The organism is Ruegeria sp. CDSC002, assembly GCF_059610905.1.
This window is the reverse complement of sequence record NZ_JBXWOM010000021.1, coordinates 1-20584: the sequence shown is the minus strand read 5'-3', so window position 1 is coordinate 20584 and position 20584 is coordinate 1. Positions and strand designations below refer to the sequence as shown.

Annotated in this window: 17 protein-coding genes and 1 pseudogene; 14 read left to right on the top strand and 4 right to left on the bottom strand. The window is 53.8% G+C overall.

Annotated elements, in window-relative coordinates; genetic code table 11:
- Positions 1-9 precede the first annotated feature (9 nt).
- The 7 genes from AC2FJE_RS22940 (at position 10) to AC2FJE_RS22910 (ending at position 8715) form a co-directional block, all read left to right on the top strand.
- Positions 10-1632 carry a dihydroxyacetone kinase subunit DhaK gene (locus AC2FJE_RS22940; protein ID WP_496754827.1) on the top strand — a complete coding sequence of 541 codons (1623 nt, stop codon included), beginning with the start codon at positions 10-12 and terminating at the stop codon, positions 1630-1632.
- A 7-nt stretch (positions 1633-1639) separates the two neighbouring features.
- Complete coding sequence (locus tag AC2FJE_RS22935) at positions 1640-2698, top strand: LacI family DNA-binding transcriptional regulator (RefSeq protein WP_496761512.1); 1059 nt, start codon at positions 1640-1642, stop codon at positions 2696-2698.
- A 28-nt stretch (positions 2699-2726) separates the two neighbouring features.
- A complete protein-coding gene (locus AC2FJE_RS22930) occupies positions 2727-3782 on the top strand; it encodes a sugar phosphate isomerase/epimerase family protein (protein ID WP_282168714.1) in 1056 nt (351 codons plus the stop codon).
- A complete protein-coding gene (locus AC2FJE_RS22925) occupies positions 3782-4936 on the top strand; it encodes a Gfo/Idh/MocA family protein (RefSeq protein ID WP_496754820.1) in 1155 nt (384 codons plus the stop codon). Before AC2FJE_RS22930 ends, AC2FJE_RS22925 begins: the two co-directional genes overlap by 1 nt.
- A gap of 77 nt (positions 4937-5013) precedes the next feature.
- Complete coding sequence (gene xylB / locus AC2FJE_RS22920; RefSeq protein ID WP_496700088.1) at positions 5014-6471, top strand: xylulokinase; 1458 nt, start codon at positions 5014-5016, stop codon at positions 6469-6471.
- Positions 6468-7427: an aldose epimerase family protein gene (locus AC2FJE_RS22915; RefSeq protein WP_496761511.1), complete on the top strand. Its 960-nt coding sequence runs from the start codon at positions 6468-6470 to the stop codon at positions 7425-7427. Before xylB ends, AC2FJE_RS22915 begins: the two co-directional genes overlap by 4 nt.
- Positions 7417-8715: a cytochrome-c peroxidase gene (locus AC2FJE_RS22910; RefSeq protein ID WP_058274740.1), complete on the top strand. Its 1299-nt coding sequence runs from the start codon at positions 7417-7419 to the stop codon at positions 8713-8715. The genes AC2FJE_RS22915 and AC2FJE_RS22910 overlap by 11 nt, the downstream gene beginning before the upstream one ends.
- On the opposite strand, the gene AC2FJE_RS22905 is transcribed toward AC2FJE_RS22910, so the two are convergent.
- Both AC2FJE_RS22905 and AC2FJE_RS22900 read right to left on the bottom strand, forming a co-directional pair.
- Positions 8716-10224 carry a CRTAC1 family protein gene (locus tag AC2FJE_RS22905; protein WP_496754815.1) on the bottom strand — a complete coding sequence of 503 codons (1509 nt, stop codon included), beginning with the start codon at positions 10222-10224 and terminating at the stop codon, positions 8716-8718. It abuts the gene before it with no gap.
- On the bottom strand, positions 10214-11431 hold the full coding sequence (locus AC2FJE_RS22900) for an ROK family protein (protein WP_496754814.1): 1218 nt from the start codon (positions 11429-11431) through the stop codon (positions 10214-10216). Before AC2FJE_RS22900 ends, AC2FJE_RS22905 begins: the two co-directional genes overlap by 11 nt.
- Before the next feature lie 151 nt (positions 11432-11582).
- On the opposite strand from AC2FJE_RS22900, the gene xylF reads away from it, so the two are divergent.
- The 5 genes and pseudogenes from xylF to AC2FJE_RS22875 all read left to right on the top strand — a co-directional run bounded on the left by xylF (position 11583) and on the right by AC2FJE_RS22875 (position 16813).
- Complete coding sequence (gene xylF / locus AC2FJE_RS22895) at positions 11583-12602, top strand: D-xylose ABC transporter substrate-binding protein (RefSeq protein WP_282168707.1); 1020 nt, start codon at positions 11583-11585, stop codon at positions 12600-12602.
- Positions 12603-12662: 60 nt separating this feature from the next.
- On the top strand, positions 12663-13961 hold the full coding sequence (locus tag AC2FJE_RS22890; protein WP_496754811.1) for a sugar ABC transporter permease: 1299 nt from the start codon (positions 12663-12665) through the stop codon (positions 13959-13961).
- Positions 13961-14764, top strand: a complete 804-nt coding sequence (locus AC2FJE_RS22885) for an ATP-binding cassette domain-containing protein (RefSeq protein WP_496754809.1) — start codon at positions 13961-13963, stop codon at positions 14762-14764. The genes AC2FJE_RS22890 and AC2FJE_RS22885 overlap by 1 nt, the downstream gene beginning before the upstream one ends.
- An 8-nt stretch (positions 14765-14772) precedes the next feature.
- The gene (gene xylA, locus AC2FJE_RS22880; protein ID WP_496754807.1) at positions 14773-16080 is read left to right on the top strand and encodes a xylose isomerase; all 1308 of its coding nucleotides are present in this window, start codon (positions 14773-14775) and stop codon (positions 16078-16080) included.
- 62 nt (positions 16081-16142) lie between these two features.
- Positions 16143-16813: pseudogene (locus AC2FJE_RS22875) on the top strand (IS6 family transposase).
- Positions 16814-16820: 7 nt separating this feature from the next.
- Here the strand turns inward: AC2FJE_RS22875 and AC2FJE_RS22870 are convergent.
- Positions 16821-17600, bottom strand: coding sequence for a HalD/BesD family halogenase (locus AC2FJE_RS22870; protein WP_058272430.1), 780 nt, complete (start codon positions 17598-17600; stop codon positions 16821-16823).
- Between the two features lie 107 nt (positions 17601-17707).
- Here AC2FJE_RS22870 and AC2FJE_RS22865 point away from each other — a divergent pair, with 107 nt between their 5' ends.
- Positions 17708-18622, top strand: coding sequence for a LysR family transcriptional regulator (locus tag AC2FJE_RS22865; protein WP_496754804.1), 915 nt, complete (start codon positions 17708-17710; stop codon positions 18620-18622).
- A 248-nt stretch (positions 18623-18870) separates the two neighbouring features.
- Entirely contained in the window at positions 18871-19230 is a 360-nt protein-coding gene (locus AC2FJE_RS22860) for a group I truncated hemoglobin (RefSeq protein ID WP_282121406.1), read from the top strand.
- 1051 nt (positions 19231-20281) lie between these two features.
- On the opposite strand, the gene AC2FJE_RS22855 is transcribed toward AC2FJE_RS22860, so the two are convergent.
- The coding region (locus AC2FJE_RS22855; protein ID WP_496761510.1) for a cyclic nucleotide-binding domain-containing protein at positions 20282-20584 on the bottom strand (303 nt) is incomplete at its 5' end.

The following is a 20584-nucleotide window of genomic DNA, read 5'->3' as shown; positions in this document are numbered from 1 at the left end:
AGCAAAAGCATGGCCCAGTTCCTCAACACAAAAGAAACCCTTGTAACAGAGGCGATAGACGGCCTTTTGGCCTCTTCTGGCGGCGCATTGACTCGGTTGGACGGTTACCCGCATATCAAGGTGGTTTACCGCTCGGACTGGGACAAATCGAAGGTTGCGTTGGTCTCTGGTGGAGGGTCCGGACACGAGCCCGCTCATGCGGGTTTTGTCGGGGCTGGAATGCTGACCGCCGCTGTTTGCGGAGAGGTGTTTGCATCCCCATCGGTCGAAGCGGTTCTTGCTGGTATTCTCGCCGTGACCGGTGAGGCGGGGTGTTTGCTGATCGTCAAGAATTACACGGGCGATCGGTTGAACTTCGGGCTCGCTGCAGAACGTGCCCGCGCCTTGGGGCGCAAAGTTGAGATGGTGGTGGTGGATGACGACATCGCCTTGCCGGACCTACCGCAACCGCGCGGTGTGGCAGGGACCTTGTTCGTACACAAAATTGCCGGCGCGCTTGCGGAAGATGGCGCTGATCTGGACACCGTGACCAAGGCTGCAAAAAGCGTCATCGATAAAGTGGTCAGCATCGGGATGAGCCTGGACACCTGCACTGTACCGGGGTCTCCGAAAGAGAACAGGATTGCGCCGGGCAAAGCTGAATTGGGCTTGGGTATCCATGGCGAACCGGGTGTCGAACAGGTGGAATTTGACAATGCGGTCACAGCAATGTCCACCGTCGTGGAAAAGTTAAAACAACGGGTCGGTGCGGGGGAGTGTGTTGCGTTGGTCAACAACCTCGGGTCGACAACCCCTTTGGAAATGTCCGTGCTGACGCACGCTTTGTCCGAGACTGGTTTGACGAGTCACGTTATTGGTCCTGCGCCAATGATGACATCGCTGGACATGCATGGGTTCTCTGTTTCTGTGTTGCCCGTCAGCGAAGGCGAATTGTCGGCGCTTGAAGCTCAGGTCGGTCTGGTGGCATGGCCCGGCGTCAATTCTATTGGTCCAGTTCAAGTTGCACCTTTGCCTGATGGCTTGACCCCGATTGATCCTATTCCTTCGAACAATCCAGCCACAAAGGAAACGATTACGCGATTGTCCGAATTGCTGATAAATGCCGAGAAAGACCTGAACGAATTGGATGCCAAATCAGGTGACGGAGACACCGGTAGCACATTGGCAACTGCGGCGAGGGCATTGCAGGGTAGCCTGGACCGAATGCCCCTTGCGGATCTGACACAACTCTTCCCCGCTTTGGGCAACGAACTCAGCCAGACAATGGGCGGTTCTTCGGGCGTGATCCTTGCTATCTTTTTTAATGCTTCTGGAGACGCCTGCGCCAGTGGCGCGTCGATCCCGAAATCCCTTGTGGAAGGTTTGAACCGCGTTAGCCAAGTTGGCGGGGCCAAAGTTGGGGACAGAACGATGATCGATGCGTTGGCTCCCGCGCTGGACGCTTTGCCTTTGGGTTTGGCTCAAGCTGCACAGGCGGCGCGCGAAGGTGCAGACAGTACGGCAAATATTCACCGTGCCAAGGCCGGTCGGGCCGCCTATGTTCCCGAGGAAAACCTAATGGGAAATAACGATCCTGGCGCTGAAGCCGTCGCCTTGCTGTTCGAGGGGTTGGCGCAGGAGATTAAAGGCTGAACGACTCGTGGAAGACCAAAAACACAAACTAAAATTGGTGAATAAGCCAACTGTGAATGACATCGCGCGCGTTGCGGGTGTTAGCTTGGCAACCGTTGATCGAGTCCTGAACAGGCGACCAGGCGTTCGGGCCGTGACCGTAGAAAAGGTTCAACAGGCAATCAATGAGCTTGGCTATGTCCGCGACACCGCTGCAGCTAACCTTGCGCGACAGCGTATCTATAACTTCTTGTTCGTGCTGCCCGATACCGACAACGAGTTTGTCGAAGCGCTCAGCAAGCAGGTCGTTGAACAGTCACGCGACCAGTTAATTGAGCGGACGCGTATGAAAATTCAACGGGTGGCTCCGTTTGATCCTCAGGAAATTGTCGAGATTCTGGATGCGCTGAACAGTCGCGATATTGATGGCGTCGCCGTTTTCGGACCCGAAACGCCTTCGGTCCGGGATGCCGTGAAAAGAGCCCGGGACAAAGGCGTTCCGGTGGTGGCTTTGGTGTCTGACCTGCCTAGCTCGGACAGGGACCATTTCATTGGAATTGACAATGTTTCGGCAGGTCGTACGGCAGCTCAACTGATGGGGCGCTTTGTGCATCGCAAGGGAAAAGTGCTGGTGCTGACAGGTTCGCGCCTGGCGCGAGATCATTTGGAACGGCGCCAGGGATTTGATCTGGTTATCGCCGAGGATTTTCCGCATCTCGAAGTAGTGGCGTCGGTCGAAGGTCGCGATGACCCTGAGCTAATCTACAAGATGATGCCTGAGATTTTTGTGACCTACCCGGATCTCGTCGGGATCTACTCTTCCGCTGCTGGCAACGCCGGACTGATCCAGTTTCTGTCTGACGGCAATATCAGCAAGGATCTGGTGATTATTGCTCACGAGCTTACGCCGCTGAGCCGCGAAGCGCTGAGTCGCGGGACTTTTGATGCGTTGATCTCACAGGATTCAGGCCACTTGGTCCGATCTGCGGTTCGTCTACTGCGCGCAACATCTGACAAGGTTCCGTTCAACAAAGCGCAAGAGCGCATTCGTATCGATATCTATCTGAAGGAAAATTTGCCGCCATAGAGGCATCGGTTTTTGGGGAGGAGACATTATGAAAACGATAAAAGGCCCGGCGTTGTTTCTGGCACAGTTTGCCGGAGATGAAGCGCCCTTCAATTCGTGGGACGCCATCACCAAATGGGCGGCGGATTGCGGCTATAAAGGCGTTCAGGTGCCCAGTTGGGATAGCCGGTTGTTTGATCTTGAAACCGCCGCCTCTAGCACGGACTACTGTGACGAGTTCAAGGGTAAGGCTAAAGAAAACGGCGTAGACGTCACCGAGTTGTCCACGCATCTTCAGGGCCAACTTGTAGCCGTGCACCCCGCCTACGACACAGCTTTCGACGGCTTCGCCGCCGAAAGCGTTAGAGGGAACCCGAAAGCCCGGCAGGAATGGGCGGTGGATCAGGTCAAGAAGGCGCTGTCAGCCTCCAAGAATTTGGGGATATCAGCGCACGCGACATTCTCTGGCGCACTGGCCTGGCCCTATGTCTACCCTTGGCCGCAACGTCCTGCAGGTCTGATCGAAACGGCGTTTGATGAACTGGCCAGCCGTTGGATGCCAATTCTGGATCACGCGGAAGACTGCGGCGTCGATGTGTGCTATGAAATCCATCCGGGCGAAGACCTGCATGACGGTGTGACCTTTGAGATGTTCCTCGAACGGACAAGCAACCATGCTCGGGCATGTATGTTGTACGACCCGTCACATTATGTCCTGCAATGTCTCGATTATCTGGACAATATCGACATCTACAAAGACCGGATCCGGATGTTTCATGTCAAAGACGCCGAGTTCAACCCGACCGGTCGGCAGGGCGTGTATTCCGGTTATCAAGGCTGGGTTGATCGGGCAGGAAGGTTCCGGTCGCTTGGCGATGGTCAGGTCGACTTCGGGGCTGTGTTCTCCAAAATGGCGGCGAACGACTTTGACGGCTGGGCTGTGGTAGAATGGGAGTGTTGTCTGAAACACCCTGAGGACGGGGCGCGTGAAGGCGCGCAGTTCGTGTCCGATCACATTATCCGCGTGACCGAGAAAGCCTTTGACGACTTTGCGGATGGTGGCGCAGACGAGGCGGCCAATCGGAAAATGCTGGGGATAGACTGATGGTAACTGGACGCAGTGAAGAAACATCTGGCCGCATTCGCCTTGGCATGGTTGGCGGCGGCAATGATGCGTTCATAGGCGGTGTGCATCGAATTGCCGCTCGCTTAGACGACAAGTTCGAGTTGGTCGCAGGTGCTTTGTCTTCAACGCCGGAGAAATCCAGGGAAAGCGGTGCGGTGTTGGGACTCGACCGGGTCTACGACGATTTCAAGCAGATGGCGATCAGAGAGGCGCGTTTGAAATCGGGGATAGAGGCAGTCTCGATCGTCACGCCCAATCACATTCACTACGCCGCCGCGCGCGAGTTCCTGAAGCGCGGCATTCATGTGATTTGCGATAAACCCCTCACCTCGACCCTTGTGGATGCCAAGAAGCTGGTCAAGGCGGCAGAGTGTTCCGGTGCGCTGTTCATTCTGACCCACAATTATACCGGCTACCCCATGGTCCGTCAGGCGCGTGAGATGGTCGCCAATGGGGAGATCGGCAAAATCCGCGTGGTTCAGGTTGAATATCCGCAGGATTGGTTGACCGAGCAGCAGGACTTCAAACAGGCCGAATGGCGAACCGATCCTGAGCGTTCCGGCACAGGGGGGTCGACCGGTGACATCGGAACCCATGCTTATAACATCGCCTGCTTTGTGACAGGTCTGAAACCGGAGAGCCTCGCAGCTGACTTGCAGGCCTTCGTGCCAGGACGCAAAGTCGATGACAATGCGCATGTCCTGTTGCGGTTCGAAGGCGGCGCGCGCGGGATGCTGTGGTCGTCCCAAGTTGCCCCTGGAAACGAAAACGCCCTGCGATTGCGCGTATATGGTGAAAAGGGTGGGCTTGAATGGGCGCAGGAAGACCCGAACTATCTTTGGTTTACGCCTTATGGCGAACCAAAACGTCTGATCACCCGAAATGGGGCCGGAGCCGGGGATGCCGCCAATCGGCTGAGCAGGGTGCCTCCGGGTCATCCGGAAGGGTATCTGGAGGGGTTTGCAAACATCTATAGTGAAGCTGCGGATGCCATTATAGCGTTTCGAAGTGGGAATTCGCCTGATCCGTCGGTGATCTATCCCACCGTTCAGGATGGGTTGAATGGTGTCAGGTTCGTCGCAGCTTGTGTGCAAAGCTCTGCAAGAAATGCAGCTTGGGTAAAGTTGGAGTAGCGCGATACTCGCCTTGACAGGGCGTCATCCATAATTAATTTTACCAATTAAAATAAAACATCAAAGGGTGACGCCGAATGTATCTTGGATTGGATTTGGGAACGTCGGGTCTCAGAGGAATTCTGATTGATGACGCCGGTCTCGTCGTCAGCGACGCAGAAGCTGGCATTTCCACATCGACGCCAAAACCCGGTTGGTCCGAGCAGAATCCGTCAGATTGGATTAACGCGTGCACAAAGGTTATTGCGAAGCTCCGGTCAGACAACGCATCGGCATTCGCAAAACTGCGCGGAATTGGTCTGAGCGGGCACATGCATGGTGCCACCTTGTTGGATGCCGAAGGTGAAACTCTAAGGCCCTGCATTCTATGGAATGACACACGATCTGCAAACGAGGCAAAAACACTCGATCAGTCTCCACAGATGCGGACCATTTCCGGGAACATTGTTTTCCCGGGTTTCACAGCGCCGAAACTGGAATGGGTGCGGTCGCACGAGCCCGAGGTTTTCTCAAAAACAGCCAAAGTTTTATTGCCGAAAGACTATCTTCGGTTTTGGCTGACAGGTGAATACATCTCGGACATGTCAGACAGTGCCGGAACATCCTGGTTGGATGTTGACAAACGGCAGTGGTCTGAAACGGCGCTGGGTTTGGGTCACATGCAGGCCGCACAGATGCCGCGTCTTGTCGAAGGGAATGAGCCGGCTGGTGAACTGAAAACCGAGCTGCGGCATGCATGGGGCCTTTCTGGTCCTGTTGTCGTGGCGGGTGGCGCAGGCGACAACGCAGCGGCGGCTTGCGGTATCGGGAGCGTAAAGGACGGTGCGGGTTTCGTGTCGTTGGGAACGTCCGGAGTTCTTCTTGTTGCTCGGGATGCATATGGCCCGGCGCCTGAAACTGCAGTGCACTGCTTTTGCCATGCTGTTCCCGAAATGTGGATACAAATGGGGGTCATACTCTCGGCAACAAACAGTATGAATTGGCTTTCAAGCAATCTCGGCCAACCTGTGGAAAAACTGGCGTCGATGGTACCTGATAGCATTGCCAGACCTTCTTCGATTACGTTCCTGCCGTATCTTTCAGGCGAGCGAACGCCGCATAACGACAGTCGCATTCGAGCAGCATTCTTGGGTGTCGACGTCGCATCGGGCCCCGCCGATCTGACCCAATCTGTGATGGAGGGCGTTGCCTTTGCAATGCGTGACTGTCTCGAAGCCTTGAAAAGCACAGGGACCTCGCCGACCAACTTGATGGCTGTTGGAGGAGGTGCAAGATCCAGGTTTTGGTTGGAAACACTTGCTACGGTATTGCAAGTGCCTTTGGATGTTCCAAAAGGCAGCGAATTCGGCGCGGCCATGGGCGCTGCACGACTTGCGATCTGTGCCGCTAACAATGCAAAGCCCGGCGACATTATGAAGCCGCCTAAAATTCAGGAAAGCATCGACCCACGCAAGGATCTGGTCGAACCCTATGAAAGGGAATTCGGACAATATCGGCAGTACTATAAGGCGCTGGCGCCCTTGGCGGGTGGATGATGGCTGAAGTTGGAAAACCTTCTCGGTTCGAAACGGTTATGCTGACTGATGGGGACATGCGAGCCTCGGTGCTGAACAATGGGGCATTCACTCAAGGTTGGTGGTACAAGGACGTGCGGCTTTTTTGGGGGTTCAATGACCTAATTAAATACTTCACCGATAAAACCTTTATGGGCGCAACCGTTGGCCGTGTTGCGAACCGGATCGGCGGCGCGCGGTTCGAGTTGCAAGGCGCTGGTTTTGAACTTAACGCCAATGAAAGTGAAAACACTCTACATGGGGGAGCAGAGGGGCTTTCCAAACAATTCTGGAACCTTGAGCAGACCGCACCAAACGAAGTGGTATTACGTTACCTTTCACGCGACGGGGAAAGCAGCTTTCTAGGGAACGTCCGGTTCGGGGTCAGTGTCACGCTACGGAACCCATGGTTGACCTACACACTACAAGATCATTCTGACCGGCCTAAACCGATCAATCTTACACAACACAACTACTATACTTTGGGCAGCGCAAAGGGTGTTGACGCACACGAGCTGGAACTCGCCTCAGAGCGGTACTCAGAAATTGACGAACAAGGAGTTCCGTCCGGCGGGCTATGTTCGACCAAGGACAGCGAATTGGATTTCTCTACACCTAGATCGATCGGGCATGTTCCGATGCCGATCGACCACTATTTCTGCTTTGATCAAGCCCGTGACCCGACAGATCCGGTCACGAAATTCACCGCGTCGTCCGCTCTTTTTCTGGCCGCTTATGCTGACCAACCCGGAGCACAGGTTTATTCGGGTGCCCATATGGCGAAGCCACTACGCGGTTCATCTGGTTCGTGCATCGAGCCATCGGGATGCCCGAACGCGCCCAACATACCTTCGTTTCCCTCGGTCATTTGCACGCCCGAAAAACCTTACCGGCATGAACTCTCGCTCGAGATCACGGAAGGTGGCAATGGGAGTTAGGCTATTCATTCCCATCATCAGCTTTTTGATTGCTGGCACCAGCGCCAATGCTCAGGAACTTGGACCACCTCCGACTTTCCTTGAGCCTGATTTCCACCGCGTTGAATTGGGACAGTTGCTTTTCTACGATCCGGTTTTGTCCGGCAACAAGAACATCAGTTGTGCGACCTGTCATCACCCTAGGCTTGGCACGTCGGACGGCCTTTCGCTCGGTATCGGGGAAGGCGGGATCGGCTTGGGTACTGAACGCACGCTGGATACTCAGAATACGCCGGAGCAACGTATCCCTCGAAACTCACCGGCGCTTTGGAATCTTGGTGCGACGGAGTTCGCGACGTTTTTCCATGATGGGCGTCTTGAAGCCGATCCAACGCAACCAAACGGGATCAGAACTCCTTTGGGGACACATATGCGGTCCGGTTTTCAATCGGCATTGGCGGCACAGGCGATGTTCCCGGTGCTTTCACCAGACGAAATGGCCGGTCATTACTCCGAAAATGACGTCAGCGAAGCGGTTCGATTGGGGCTATTGACACAACAAGGTGGAGCGTGGGACCTGATTGCGGCTCGTGTTGCCGCCATCCCAGAATACAAGCAGCGCTTTGATGCCATTACGCCGGGTAGTGAGATCTCATTCACGGCCATTGCAAACGTGATCGCAGATTTCATCGCATTCGAATGGCGCGCCGACAACAGCCCCTTTGATCGCGCGATGCGAGGCGAAGACGCACTATCTAAAAACGCCGAATTCGGCATGCACCTGTTTTTCGGCAAGGCGGGGTGCAGCAGTTGCCACGCGGGCTGGTTCCAGACGGATCACAAGTTTCATTCGATCGGTTTGCCGCAAATCGGGCCTGGAAAGGCCGCGCGGTTTGAGAGTCATGTTCGCGATGATGGGCGACTTCGTGTTACAGGTCGTGCCGAAGATGCGTTCACATTTCGCACGCCATCTCTACGCAATGTAACGCTGACCGCGCCGTATGGGCACAACGGAGCATTTGCGCGACTCGAAGATATCGTGCGCCACCATCTGGACCCGGTTACGTCCTTGCGAAACTACACGGTGGAGATGGCTTTGTTGCCAGATTTCCCGGGCTCTGAAGACGAAACTCCCTTGCTGGAGCAGCAACATCTGGATGCCATTGCCAACAGCAACAGCTTGTCGAAAATTACTCTTACGGATCACGAGGTCGACGCTCTTTTAAGTTTTCTGGCAAGCCTTGAGGATCCGGCGCAGAGGCTGGGTGTGCCTGCCCAAGTTCCAAGCGGTCTGCCGGTAGATCAATAGTCACCGACGCATTTGAACAATCTGGTTCGGTGCCACGTCCTGCCATGTGCTGGCCTCTCCATCCGGCCAGACTACCCGAAGCTGTACTTGGGTTTCGTCCCCCAAACCGAAATGTTGATATCCAGTCACACCACCAGCATGTCCGCCGCCAATGGTTATTTCTCGGGTTTGCAAACCTTGCGCGGTTTGAACCTCGACAAATCCACCGACCGCTGCCTGGTTGGATTTGTCCTGAGCAACATCAACCAACAGCCAATTGCCGCCTGTTGAGATATTTTGACTGACCTCAAGTATTGATCCGCGGTTTACGACCACCAGATCGAGCCACCCATCGTTGTTCAGATCTGCAAGCGCTGCACCGCGAGACTTCGCCATCGAAGCAACACCAGCCTCTGCCGAGGCTTCGATAAACTGACCTTCCGAGCGCTGAACCAACAGGTTATTTGGATCGTTCAGTGCAGCATCCGGCATTTGCTCGACATTGCCTTTGGTCACGAAGATGTCGTCTCGGCCGTCATTGTTGACGTCTCCAAACTGTGCGTGCCAGCCGGTCGACGGCCTTCCGTCGTTACCGACATGCGGTCTGTGTGCGGTTGTGCCTTTTTCGTAAGTTGCATCGCGCCACGTCGGGCCGTTGGTATCCGGGTCAAACACCTGAAGTTTCTGGTCGCCCATCGAGGTCAGATAGACCTCGGGAAAGCCATCTCCGGTCAGATCGCGAGAGGCAATACCCATTCCCCAGATCGAATAGGGCAGCCATCCGTCTTCGGTCGAGTATAATCGCGGTTCAGGCTCCATCGCCCATAGCTGTTCTTGCCCATTGCGCACGTAATAGTGGCGGTCATTGCTGACACGAAGGTCTGCGCGTCCGGATCGTGCCCAGTCGGAAAACAGAATGGAAAGCGAGCAGAAGCTGGGTTCTAGTTGCTGGGGTTTGCCATAGCTGCCCCCGTTCGGGCGGTAGAGTAGGGTTGGGTCGCAAGATTCAAACGGGCCGTCCGGGTCGAAGCGATCCACGTAAGTTCCAAATGCCAATGTTGGCAAGGATTGGTCGTCTTCCCATGTGGCCGAAAATCCAGTGGTCCAGTGATCCACGGTTTGGAACTTGATGTTATCGAAGGGACGGAACTGACAATCCGACTGACCTTGAAGCAGGACATCATCGCCCACACGCAATATGGCCAGATCCATCAAACCATCGCCGTCAACGTCCAATGGGTAGGCGCCGGTTACTCCGGTTAAGGACAGCTGATCCGGTGTCTCAATAAGAAAAGAAACCTCGCCCTCAGAGGTGTTTTTGAACAGCTGAGATCGATTGGACCCGCCCGCGACGAACAATTCGGGTAATGTGTCTCCGTTACAATCAAAAACCGCTACTCCGCCGCCAACAAAGTGCTCCCAGCCGCCATCGTAAATATGAACGGGCACGTCGATGCTTTTGAATTGAAGCTGTGAATCGGCATCGGCAGCTGTGGCAAGAACGAGTAATGCCGCAAATTCAGGACGCATTCGCCGCAAGCCCCTTTACCTTCAGGATCAAGACCTGTTCGATCCCATACGCGGCCGCACCTTTGGCCCACATCAGATCGCCCCAGTGATGCACTTTGATTTCAGGCAAGGGTGCGTCGACATTCACAACACCATTTTGAATGCGCGTCATAACCTCGGCCGAGCAGAGGTGTTCAAAGCTCATTTGCGCACCTGACACAATGATGCATTGGGGATCGAACAGATTGATCAGATTGGACACTCCAAGACCAAACATCTGCCCCGCACGCGCAAGCACCGAGGTGGCTCTGTCATCACCGGAATTGGCGCGAGTGTGGATGTCCGAGACCGTTTGCATGTCGTCGGCGTGACCCGTGACAGTCATTTCTCGGATCAAGGCGTAGTCCCCAACATAGGCTTCCAAGCACCCCCGTTGACCGCATTGGCACAGAGCGCCGTCGAGTTGCACTTTGGTATGCCCAAACTCAGCCCCACAGCCTCTTTTCCCGCGGTAGAGCCTACCGTCCAAAACGATACCGAGGCCAACACCATGTTCGATCGTGACAACAAGAAAGTTCTTTAGCCCTTTGCCTAGCCCAAAAAGCTGTTCGGCTTTTGCGACGAGGTTGGCGTCGTTTTCCACGAAGGCAGGGCAGGGGAGCTCTTTCGCAATTAAAGGGTTGAAATCAATGTTTCTTTCGGTCACCGAAGACGACCAGTGGACAAAGTTTCTAGCTGCATCAATCTGCCCAGCCAATCCGATTGAAATGCCAGCCAAGTGTTCGATTGAAAGACCGACCTGTTGGCATGTGTCTTCAAGGGCCAAGCGGATAGTCGATATAAGGTTTGCCGGCGACATTCGGGCGTCTTCAAGCTGGGCCTTGTGCGACGTCACCTCGTTCCCTTCAAAATCCACGAGAATGACCGAGATCATTTGGCGTGCAACCTTCAGGCCCGCGACAAGGAACGACTGGCCGTCCAATTGCAGCAAAACTCTGGGTCGCCCCCTTTTTCCCGACTTTGACTGTGCTTCGCCTTCAATCTCTTTGATCAGCCCTGCCGAGATCAAATCAGCCGTTGCTGAGGTGATCGTGGCAGGACTGGTTTCCAAGGCGGACGCGATATCAATCCGTGATACGGATCCCTTGCTTCTGATCTGTTCCAACACCCGCAAGCGGGTTGCGTTTCTTTGGTCTAAAGAAACCACAGACGCTTTGCTTTTCAGCATCTTGCCCTCTCGAATCTTACTCTGGACCCAACTTAAGTGAATTTAATGGTGTCTTGTAGGCTAAATATTTTACCGACTGAAATAAATATGGTATTCAAATTTGTGAGAGCCGCGAATCGAAATGCGATGGCTCGGCAAATGGGAGGAAATCATGAAAAAAATTCTCAGCTTTTCGGCTGTGGCCACTTTGTTGGCTTCGACCGCATTCGCAGAGCCAGTGGTTGGCGTAAGCTGGTCGAACTTTCAGGAAGAGCGTTGGAAAACGGACGAGGCGGCAATTAAGTCGGCGCTTGAAGCAGGCGGCGCCGAGTACATTTCGGCAGACGCGCAATCGTCTTCCGCAAAGCAGTTATCGGACATTGAAAGCCTGATCGCCCAAGGTGTGGACGCGCTTATCATTCTCGCGCAGGACGCACAGGCCATCGGACCGGCTGTTCAGGCAGCGGCTGACGAAGGTATTCCGGTCATTGCTTATGATCGCCTGATTGAGGATGACCGTGCGTTCTATCTGACTTTCGACAATGTGGAAGTCGGCAGAATGCAGGCCCGAGCTGTCTTTGAGGCCATGCCCAAAGGCAACTACGTGATGATCAAAGGCTCTCCTACTGATCCGAACGCAGATTTCTTGCGGGGTGGACAGCAGGAAATTATCGGAGCCGCAGTAGACAGCGGTGACATCGTAATCGTTGGTGAAGCCTATACGGATGGTTGGCTGCCCGCGAACGCGCAGCGAAATATGGAACAGATTCTGACCGCGAATGAGAACAACGTGGATGCAGTTGTTGCTTCGAACGACGGGACAGCAGGCGGCGTTGTTGCTGCGCTGACGGCACAGGGTATGGAAGGCATTCCGGTGTCCGGTCAGGACGGCGACCATGCGGCCCTGAACCGAGTTGCGCTGGGAACTCAGACAGTTTCGGTATGGAAGGATGCCCGTGAACTCGGAAAGGCCGCTGGCGAAATCGCTGTCGCACTGAGCGGTGGAACAAGCCCGGCTGACGTCGAAGGCGCAACAAGCTGGACATCACCAGGTGGCACAGCGATGAATTCGGTCTTCCTTGCGCCGGTTCCGATCACCAAGGACAACCTGTCCGTCGTTGTGGACGCCGGATGGATCCCATTGGAAGATCTGTGCCAAGGCGTTGAAAACGGACCTGCTCCTTGTAACTAATCTTCAAAGTCCCTGGCCCTGTCTAGGCCGGGGACAATTGCTGAATATGAAAGATCGGAAATGACCGAAACTTCGTCTCAGCCGGTACCTGAAAAAGCGAAACCCAGCCTGTTCCAACAACTGGAACTGGATATGCGGCTTTTAGGAATGATCGGCGCGTTTGTCATCCTGTGCATCGGGTTCAACATCTTCACAGATGGGCGGTTCCTGACACCTCGAAACCTGTTCAACCTGTCTATCCAGACGGTTTCAGTTGCCATTATGGCGTGCGGGATGGTGTTCATAATCGTCACGCGGTACATCGATTTGTCGGTCGGAGCATTACTTGCAACAACGTCAGCAGTGATGGCAATGACGCAAACCGAGCTTTTGCCGCAGGTGCTTGGGATGGGTTTGAACAATCCGGCCACATGGGCGATCACCATTGTCGTCGGGCTATTGGTCGGCACGCTGATTGGTGCGTTTCATGGCTGGATGGTTGGTTATCTGACGATACCAGCGTTCATCGTCACGCTTGGTGGATTTCTGGTTTGGAGAAACGTGGCGTGGTATTTGACGAGCGGCCAGACGATTGGTCCTCTGGATAGTACATTCCTGATGTTTGGCGGGACCAACGGTACGTTGGGAACGACGACAAGCTGGCTGTTTGGGCTTTTCGCTACTGCGGTTGCCATCTGGGCTTTGTGGAGTGGCCGACGTGCAAAAGCGGCACATGGCTTCCCTGTGAAGCCTGCTTGGGCCGAGGCCACCCTGGCCGGGATAATCGCAATTGCCATCCTTGGGTACGTTTTCATCGTAAACAGCTACGCCATTCCGACGCGCCGGCTGCAACGCATGTTCGAAGCGCGCGGCGAGACAATGCCAGAAGGGCTGGTTGTAGGATACGGCATACCGATTTCTGTCCTCATACTAATCATAGTAGCGGTTACCCTGACGATCGTGGCACGAAAAACCCGGTTTGGTCGATACATCTTTGCCACTGGTGGCAACCCGGATGCGGCAGAGCTTTCAGGTATCAACACTCGGTTGCTGACCGTGAAAATCTTTGCTTTGATGGGTTTCTTGTGCGCCGTGTCCGCGGTGGTCGCCTCGGCCCGCTTGGCAAACCACTCGAACGACATTGGTACGCTCGACGAACTTCGGGTCATCGCCGCTGCAGTGATCGGAGGAACCGCATTGTCGGGCGGCATCGGTACCATCTATGGCGCGATCCTTGGTGCATTGATCATGCAGGCGCTGCAATCGGGTATGGCAATGGTTGGCGTTGACGCGCCGTTTCAGAACATCGTCGTCGGCAGCGTTCTCGTGCTGGCCGTCTATATCGACATCGTCTACCGCAAGCGACTGGGGGCTAAGTGATGCAAGCTCAGGACACGCAGAAAGCCCCCTCCAATTCGGGACGCGGTTCGGGCGCGCCGCCATTGGTCGAGATGCGCGATATTTCGATTTCCTTTGGTGGGGTCAAGGCCGTCGACCATGTGTCGGTCGATCTCTATCCGGGTGAAGTCGTTGGTCTACTTGGCCATAACGGGGCCGGAAAGTCCACGTTGATCAAGGTATTGTCCGGCGCCTATCAGATGGACCACGGCGAGATACTGATCGATGGCAAATCGGTCGAGATTGGCAATCCCCGTGACGCCCGGGCGAACAACATCGAAACGATATATCAGACGCTCGCCTTGGCCGACAATCTGGACGCGACATCGAACCTGTTCCTTGGGCGCGAGATGACGACGCCTTTTGGTTTGGTCAACGACGCAGCCATGGAGGCAGAATGCCGAAAGATCATGGCGCAGCTCAACCCGAACTTTCAGAAGTTCAATGACCCGGTCTCCGCCTTGTCGGGTGGGCAAAGACAATCAGTAGCGATCGCTCGGGCCGTCTACTTCAACGCTCGTATTCTGATTATGGACGAGCCGACAGCAGCGCTTGGGCCGCATGAAACTCAGATGGTGGCGGATTTGATCCACCAGCTAAAGGCGCAAGGCATTGGGATATTCCTGATCGATCACGACGTGCATGCCGTCATGGAACTGTGCGACCGCGCCTCGGTCATGAAGAACGGAAAACTGGTTGGCACGGTCGATATCGCAGACGTCACTGATGACGATCTTTTGTCGATGATTATTCTCGGCAAACAGCCAACGCAAAAAGCAGAATAGGGTCAGGTATGACAAGCGGATTTTTCAATGGGATCGAACGGATCCAATATGAGGGCGTGGATAGTCAAAGCCCAATGGCCTTCCGGCATTACAACCCCGATGAAGTGATTTTGGGTAAACGCATGGAAGACCATCTGAGGTTTGCAGTGGCCTGGTGGCATTCCTTCGCATGGGAAGGGGGGGATCCCTTTGGAGGACCCACCCTGGAGCGCCCATGGCATCCGCAGGACGACATGGAACGGGCCCGCATGAAGGCCGATATCGCTTTTGAGATGTTTGAACTTTTGGGCCAACCCTATTTTTGCTGGCACGACGCTGACATCCGTCCCGAGCAGGGCAACTTTGCTAAAAACCTCAATGCCTTGGAAGAGATCACCGATTACATTGGTGAAAAGATGCAGGTTTCAGGCACCAAGCTTCTTTGGGGAACGGCCAATATGTTCAGCCATCGTCGCTGGATGTCTGGCGCCAGTACTAATCCAGACCCTGACGTTTTTGCATACGCCGCAGCGACAGTAAAATCCTGTATCGACGCGACCCACAAGCTTGGCGGCGAAAACTATGTTCTTTGGGGCGGACGTGAAGGCTATGAGACCCTGCTGAACACGGATCTGAAAACCGAACTGGACCACATGGGCAGATTTTTAAACATGGTCGTAGAGTACAAACACAAAATCGGGTTCAAAGGTACCATTCTTGTAGAACCGAAACCTCAGGAGCCTTCCAAGCACCAATACGACTATGACGCAGCTACTTGCATCGGATTTCTCAGGAAGTACGGGTTGGAGAACGAAGTGAAACTGAATCTCGAGCAGGGCCATGCGATCCTTGCCGGGCATAGCTTTGAGCATGAAATCGCAGTCGCGGCTGCCGAAGGGATGCTGGGTTCGATTGATATGAACCGCAACGACTACCAGTCTGGATGGGATACAGACCAGTTCCCGAACAATACACCGGAAGTTGCCTTAGCTTACTATTACATCTTGAAGGCGGGTGGTTTTACCACCGGCGGCACTAATTTCGACGCCAAAATTCGCCGACAATCGATTGACGCCGTCGATCTTGTGGCAGCTCATATCGGTGGAATGGACATATGTGCACGCGGTTTGAAAGCTGCCGCGGCAATGATTGAAGATGGTGGCATGGATGCCGCTCTTTTGGATAGGTATTCTGGTTGGAACACTCCAAAGGCGGCCTCAATGTTGGAAAGCAGTCTGGAGCAAGTATACGACCGGGTCATAGATGAGGATATTAACCCGGCACCAAAGTCCGGTCGCCAGGAAATTCTGGAAAACTACGTGAACAGGTTTGTGTGAAAATAGTTGTTGTCAGAAAAACTTGGGTTGAGGCGGGTAGGGTGCCTTCGTAGCCTTCGCGCATGATCAAACAATCGCCATTCAAATACTTCAAGACCAGCCCAGAGGTCATTCCTCTGGCAGTCATGCTGTACGTTCGGTTCCCATTGTCGCTTCGAAACGTGGAAGACCTGCTGCACGAAAGGGGAATTGAGGCGAGCCACGAGACTGTTCGATTTTGATGGAACAGGGTCGGCCCGATGTTTGCTGCTGAGATCCGAAGAAAGCGGGTGCAACAACTTCGAGCCTTTTCAAAATGGAAGTGGCATGTGGACGAGGTTTTTGTGAAGGTGAACGGCAAACACCACTATCTCTGGCGTGCAATCGATCACGAGGGTGAGGTGCTGGAAGCAGTTGTCACCAAACGCCGAAACGAGCAAGCGGCATTGAAATTCCTCAAAAAATTGATGAAGCGCCATGGCTGTGTAGAGAGATCGTGACGGATCGTTTCGCTTCCTACAAAGCTGCGCTCAGAGAAATGGGCGGGCCCGAAAAACAACAGACGGGAAGGTGGCTCAACAACCGCGTCGAGAATTCGCACCTGCCGTTTCGACGAGCCCAAAGCAGACCCAGGGGCGTTCTGCGGCGAATGACCGTTTCAAGTCCAAACTACTTGATGCTGCGCGTGGCAGCAATGTCAGCTTTCAGGTCGCTCTCGTATTTTCTACATTGCGGGGCGAGGCGATCGCGGTGAGCTACTTTTAGCTCAATCGACCATAAAAGGTCATTCGGGCGGCTTCAGAAAGTTCGACACCGGGTTCGGCATTATAAGCAAGCACTGCGAGAATGCGCGTTAGATCACCTTCATTAGGTGCAACCCGGTGAATCGAGTTGCGGCCCCGGAAGAAGACCAGTGTACCGGCATCGGCCTCGACAATTTCCACTGGTGCCTTTCCGTCCAAAATTTCATTAACTTTCTCAAATCCCATTTCGCCTAAATCTGCATCGCGAACGGCGTTAACGTATTCGAACTTCCCACCCTTTTCAGGCGCTTGCACCATCAAGGTGATGGCAAAGGACGAGTTGTCAAAATGCCAGCCAAGCTCCTCTCCCTTTTCAGCAAAATGCAGGTTGATGGAAGATAACGGGTCTGCGTATTGGTGCATCGCGTCTTCGCCAAGGACATCGCACAAGAAGCTCCGGAAAACCGGGGCGTCATAGAGTTGGCGCAACGGTGAGCCCTGCGGCATCAAATCGTCGGTAATACATCCTTTGGATGAGGTAACGAGGCGATTGCGTGCATGGTCGTCAGCAAACCTTTCGTCTTTTGGGGTCAGGTAGACGTTGTGTTGCTTTGTTGACTTAAAGACCTTGTCTTTGTTGGCGATGCCCTCGTCACGGATTGTATCAATCGCTCCCTTTTGAACAAATCCCGGCATCACGAAGACACCCGTTTCGTTAAACTCTTTCTTACAAGCTGCGCGGAAATCCGTATTGCCGATCGGAAAGGCTTTTAAGTCGATAATGTCTTTCAGCTCCATTGGTCTCTCCTGCCGTCAAGTTGCGTTGTTGACGTGATACAGAGGCACAAAGAACAAATAAAATTGTTTTTTGTTGCCTTTAAAGTGGAAAAAGTTATCCAAGCGTCATGGTCGAAATAACACTCAAACAATGCCGCTACTTCCGAGCAGTGGCGCAGACTGGTGGGATCGCTTCAGCAGCGCAGCTCGTTAGCATCTCGCAGCCCGCCGTTGCCCAAGCTATCGCCAAACTGGAAACTCAAACGGGACTTGTGTTGTTTAGACGCTTGCACGCGCGCGGAATGGAGCTGACGGCACAAGGTGTCGAGTTCCTTCGGTATGCTGAACAAATGCTGGTTTACGCCGACAAAATGGACGTCGCGGTGGCAGATATTGCTGCTCACAGAATGGGAACGTTACGCCTAGGCTGCTTTCAGTCGATTGCACCGTTCTATCTGTCGCACATCCTCAGCGTCTTCCCGAGACACATGCCTGGTGTAGTTTTGGATGTCGACGAACTTCTGCAAGAAGACCTGATCATAGCCCTGGACCGAAACGAAATCGACCTAGCGATCCTTTATGATCTGGGCATTGATGAAACCTTGTTCCGCATACGTCCTCTTGCAAAGGCAGACCTCTATCTGATCGTTCCACCAAACCACAGGCTTTCAAAAAGGGCGTCCGTGTCAATTCGAGAGATCGACGGAGAGGAGTTCGTGCTTTTTGATGCCCCTCAAAGCCGGGACTTTTTTCTTAGCATTTTTGCCGAGTTCGATATTGCACCGAAGATCACGTTTCGATCGTCGTCGATTGAATCGGTTCGCTGTAACGTGGCAAACGGGCTGGGTGTTTCGCTTCTCTCGATGAAACCTGCCGACAACAAAACCTACGACGGCGGTCGGGTTGTCCCGATCAAACTCTCAGATTCAATACCGCCGATGCGAATTGTCATTGCGTCACATATGGACGCCCCAGAGAATCTGCTGGCTGACAGGTTTACCGGCATTTGTCGGAGCCTGTTCCAGGACCGGAAAATTCCATAGGACGTTGCGAGGCTGGAAGCTAAATAACGTGGAGAGCGGTCATTTATCGGACGCAGGGAAACGCCTGCTTTGTCCGCAATGCGGTCTCTCGGGAAAATTTAGCAAACGACCGCATTGAGCCCAAAGCGCTCATCGTTTTTCAAGGTGAGCTGGGATCAATTGCGTGGCCAAAATGCAATAGATTTGGCTCCAATTAGAATACCATGCTAGCGTCTGAGAAACGCCGATCAAAAAAAAAGGGATAGACAATGCCTGCGACACTTTATGATCGTTTGGGGGGAACGGATGGTATTCGGCGAATAGTTGACACGCTGGTGGACAATCACTCCAAAAACCCAGTTGTCTCTGCTCGATTTGCAGGAAGTGATATGAAGCACCTCAAGCAAATGGCAGGAGACTTCTTTATTACTGGTTCTGGTGGACCTGAGATCTATGCAGGCAAGGATATGGTTGCCGCGCATCGGCACATGAACATCAGCGGAGACGAGTTTGTCGCAGTATTGGACGACGCCGTGAACGCACTACAGGCAAACGACGTTGGTCAGCGGGAGCAAGAGGAAGTTTTGTACATTCTATATAGCCTCAAAGGGCAAGTCGTTGGGATTTGAGTATTGCGTGAACGGAGTGCACACGGAAAAGTGAAAACTCGGTCATTGGATTATTTTAATGTGGAGCAGGTATCGCCCAGGTCTTGCTGAACGTCCACTGATGGCGCCAATTGACAGTGAGTTTGAGAGCTTTTTCTTGGTCTCATTCTTGCTATCTTGCTGCGTATGATCGCGTTAGGAAAATAGTGGTGCGCTATTTGGCAAAACTATTTGCAGGAATTTTCTTCCTTGCTGTGGCAGTTTCAGCCACTAGCGGTGCGGCAGCCACAGCGGTGGAGTGTAGCAACGCCGGAGGGTTACCGAAATGACAAACGGAGAAGCGGTATGTTCTTTTCGCAGCAGAACTTGCCCAAGTGAATGAAAAACATATCAGTCGCTCAGACAATGGCACCCCAAAACTTGTGGGGGCTCGCAATGCACGGGCAAAGACGAGTGTAGCACGAAGCAGGGTTGGTCAACAAAACCGCCAATGTGTGTCTATGAGAGCGGTAGAAATTCTGAAGGCAATTGCACCAAGAGAAACAAATGCGAGGCGGACCTAGTTGTTCGGGTAGCCTGCACCTAATGAGTTTGAGGTGCTGTTCCGGCGACTCCAAGAAACCTTGAAAAAATTCATTCGTGCATTTTCGGCAGCCCAGATGTTCGCCTTGGGCAAGAGTTGCAAGAGTCAATAACTTGGCTTCGGGCAAATACAGACGGCAGCTTTGTCCGCGTTCTGTGAGTTCATGGTCCCTTAGATTTTGCGGTCGCAGCGAAAGTCCGGTCTGACGGGCCGCAGCGCAGCGAAGGCGAGCACCGGCCGATGACCGGTAAGGGCCGTTGATATCGCAGATCGTGCGCCCCGCTGTCTAATACAGCTGCACTTCTTGACTGACGCTCTAAAAATGAGAGGTCGGCAATTGGGGCGATTTTCCGAGATGTTGAGGGTAGTGACGGTTTTTTTCGAGTGAACAAGCCTCTGATAGGTGTAGACATTCAACGAAACAGAACCCGGCTGGTGCCCGTGAAACACCGCTGTTGATTTTGCGGTTCCTTTCCAATTGAGAAACTCTCAAGATATGGTCCCTTTTTTTGAGGATCCCTCTGCCTCATCCAGATCCAACACGGCTGGGTCGATCATGCGCTTGTCAGCGCTGATCTTGACAGAGCTTCGCATGGCATTGCTTCGCCGCAGTAAGCGCCGGAAACTTGCCTCGTCAAGCATAAGCAGGGTCGAGGGTGCCAACGCCCGCACGTTTACGCGACGGGGCCGTTTCAATAGCATGGCCAATTGCCCAAACATTTCACCACGACCGAGCCGCGAGGTGTGCCGGCCGAGTTCCACTTCAACAGCTCCGGAAGCAATGAAGAATAC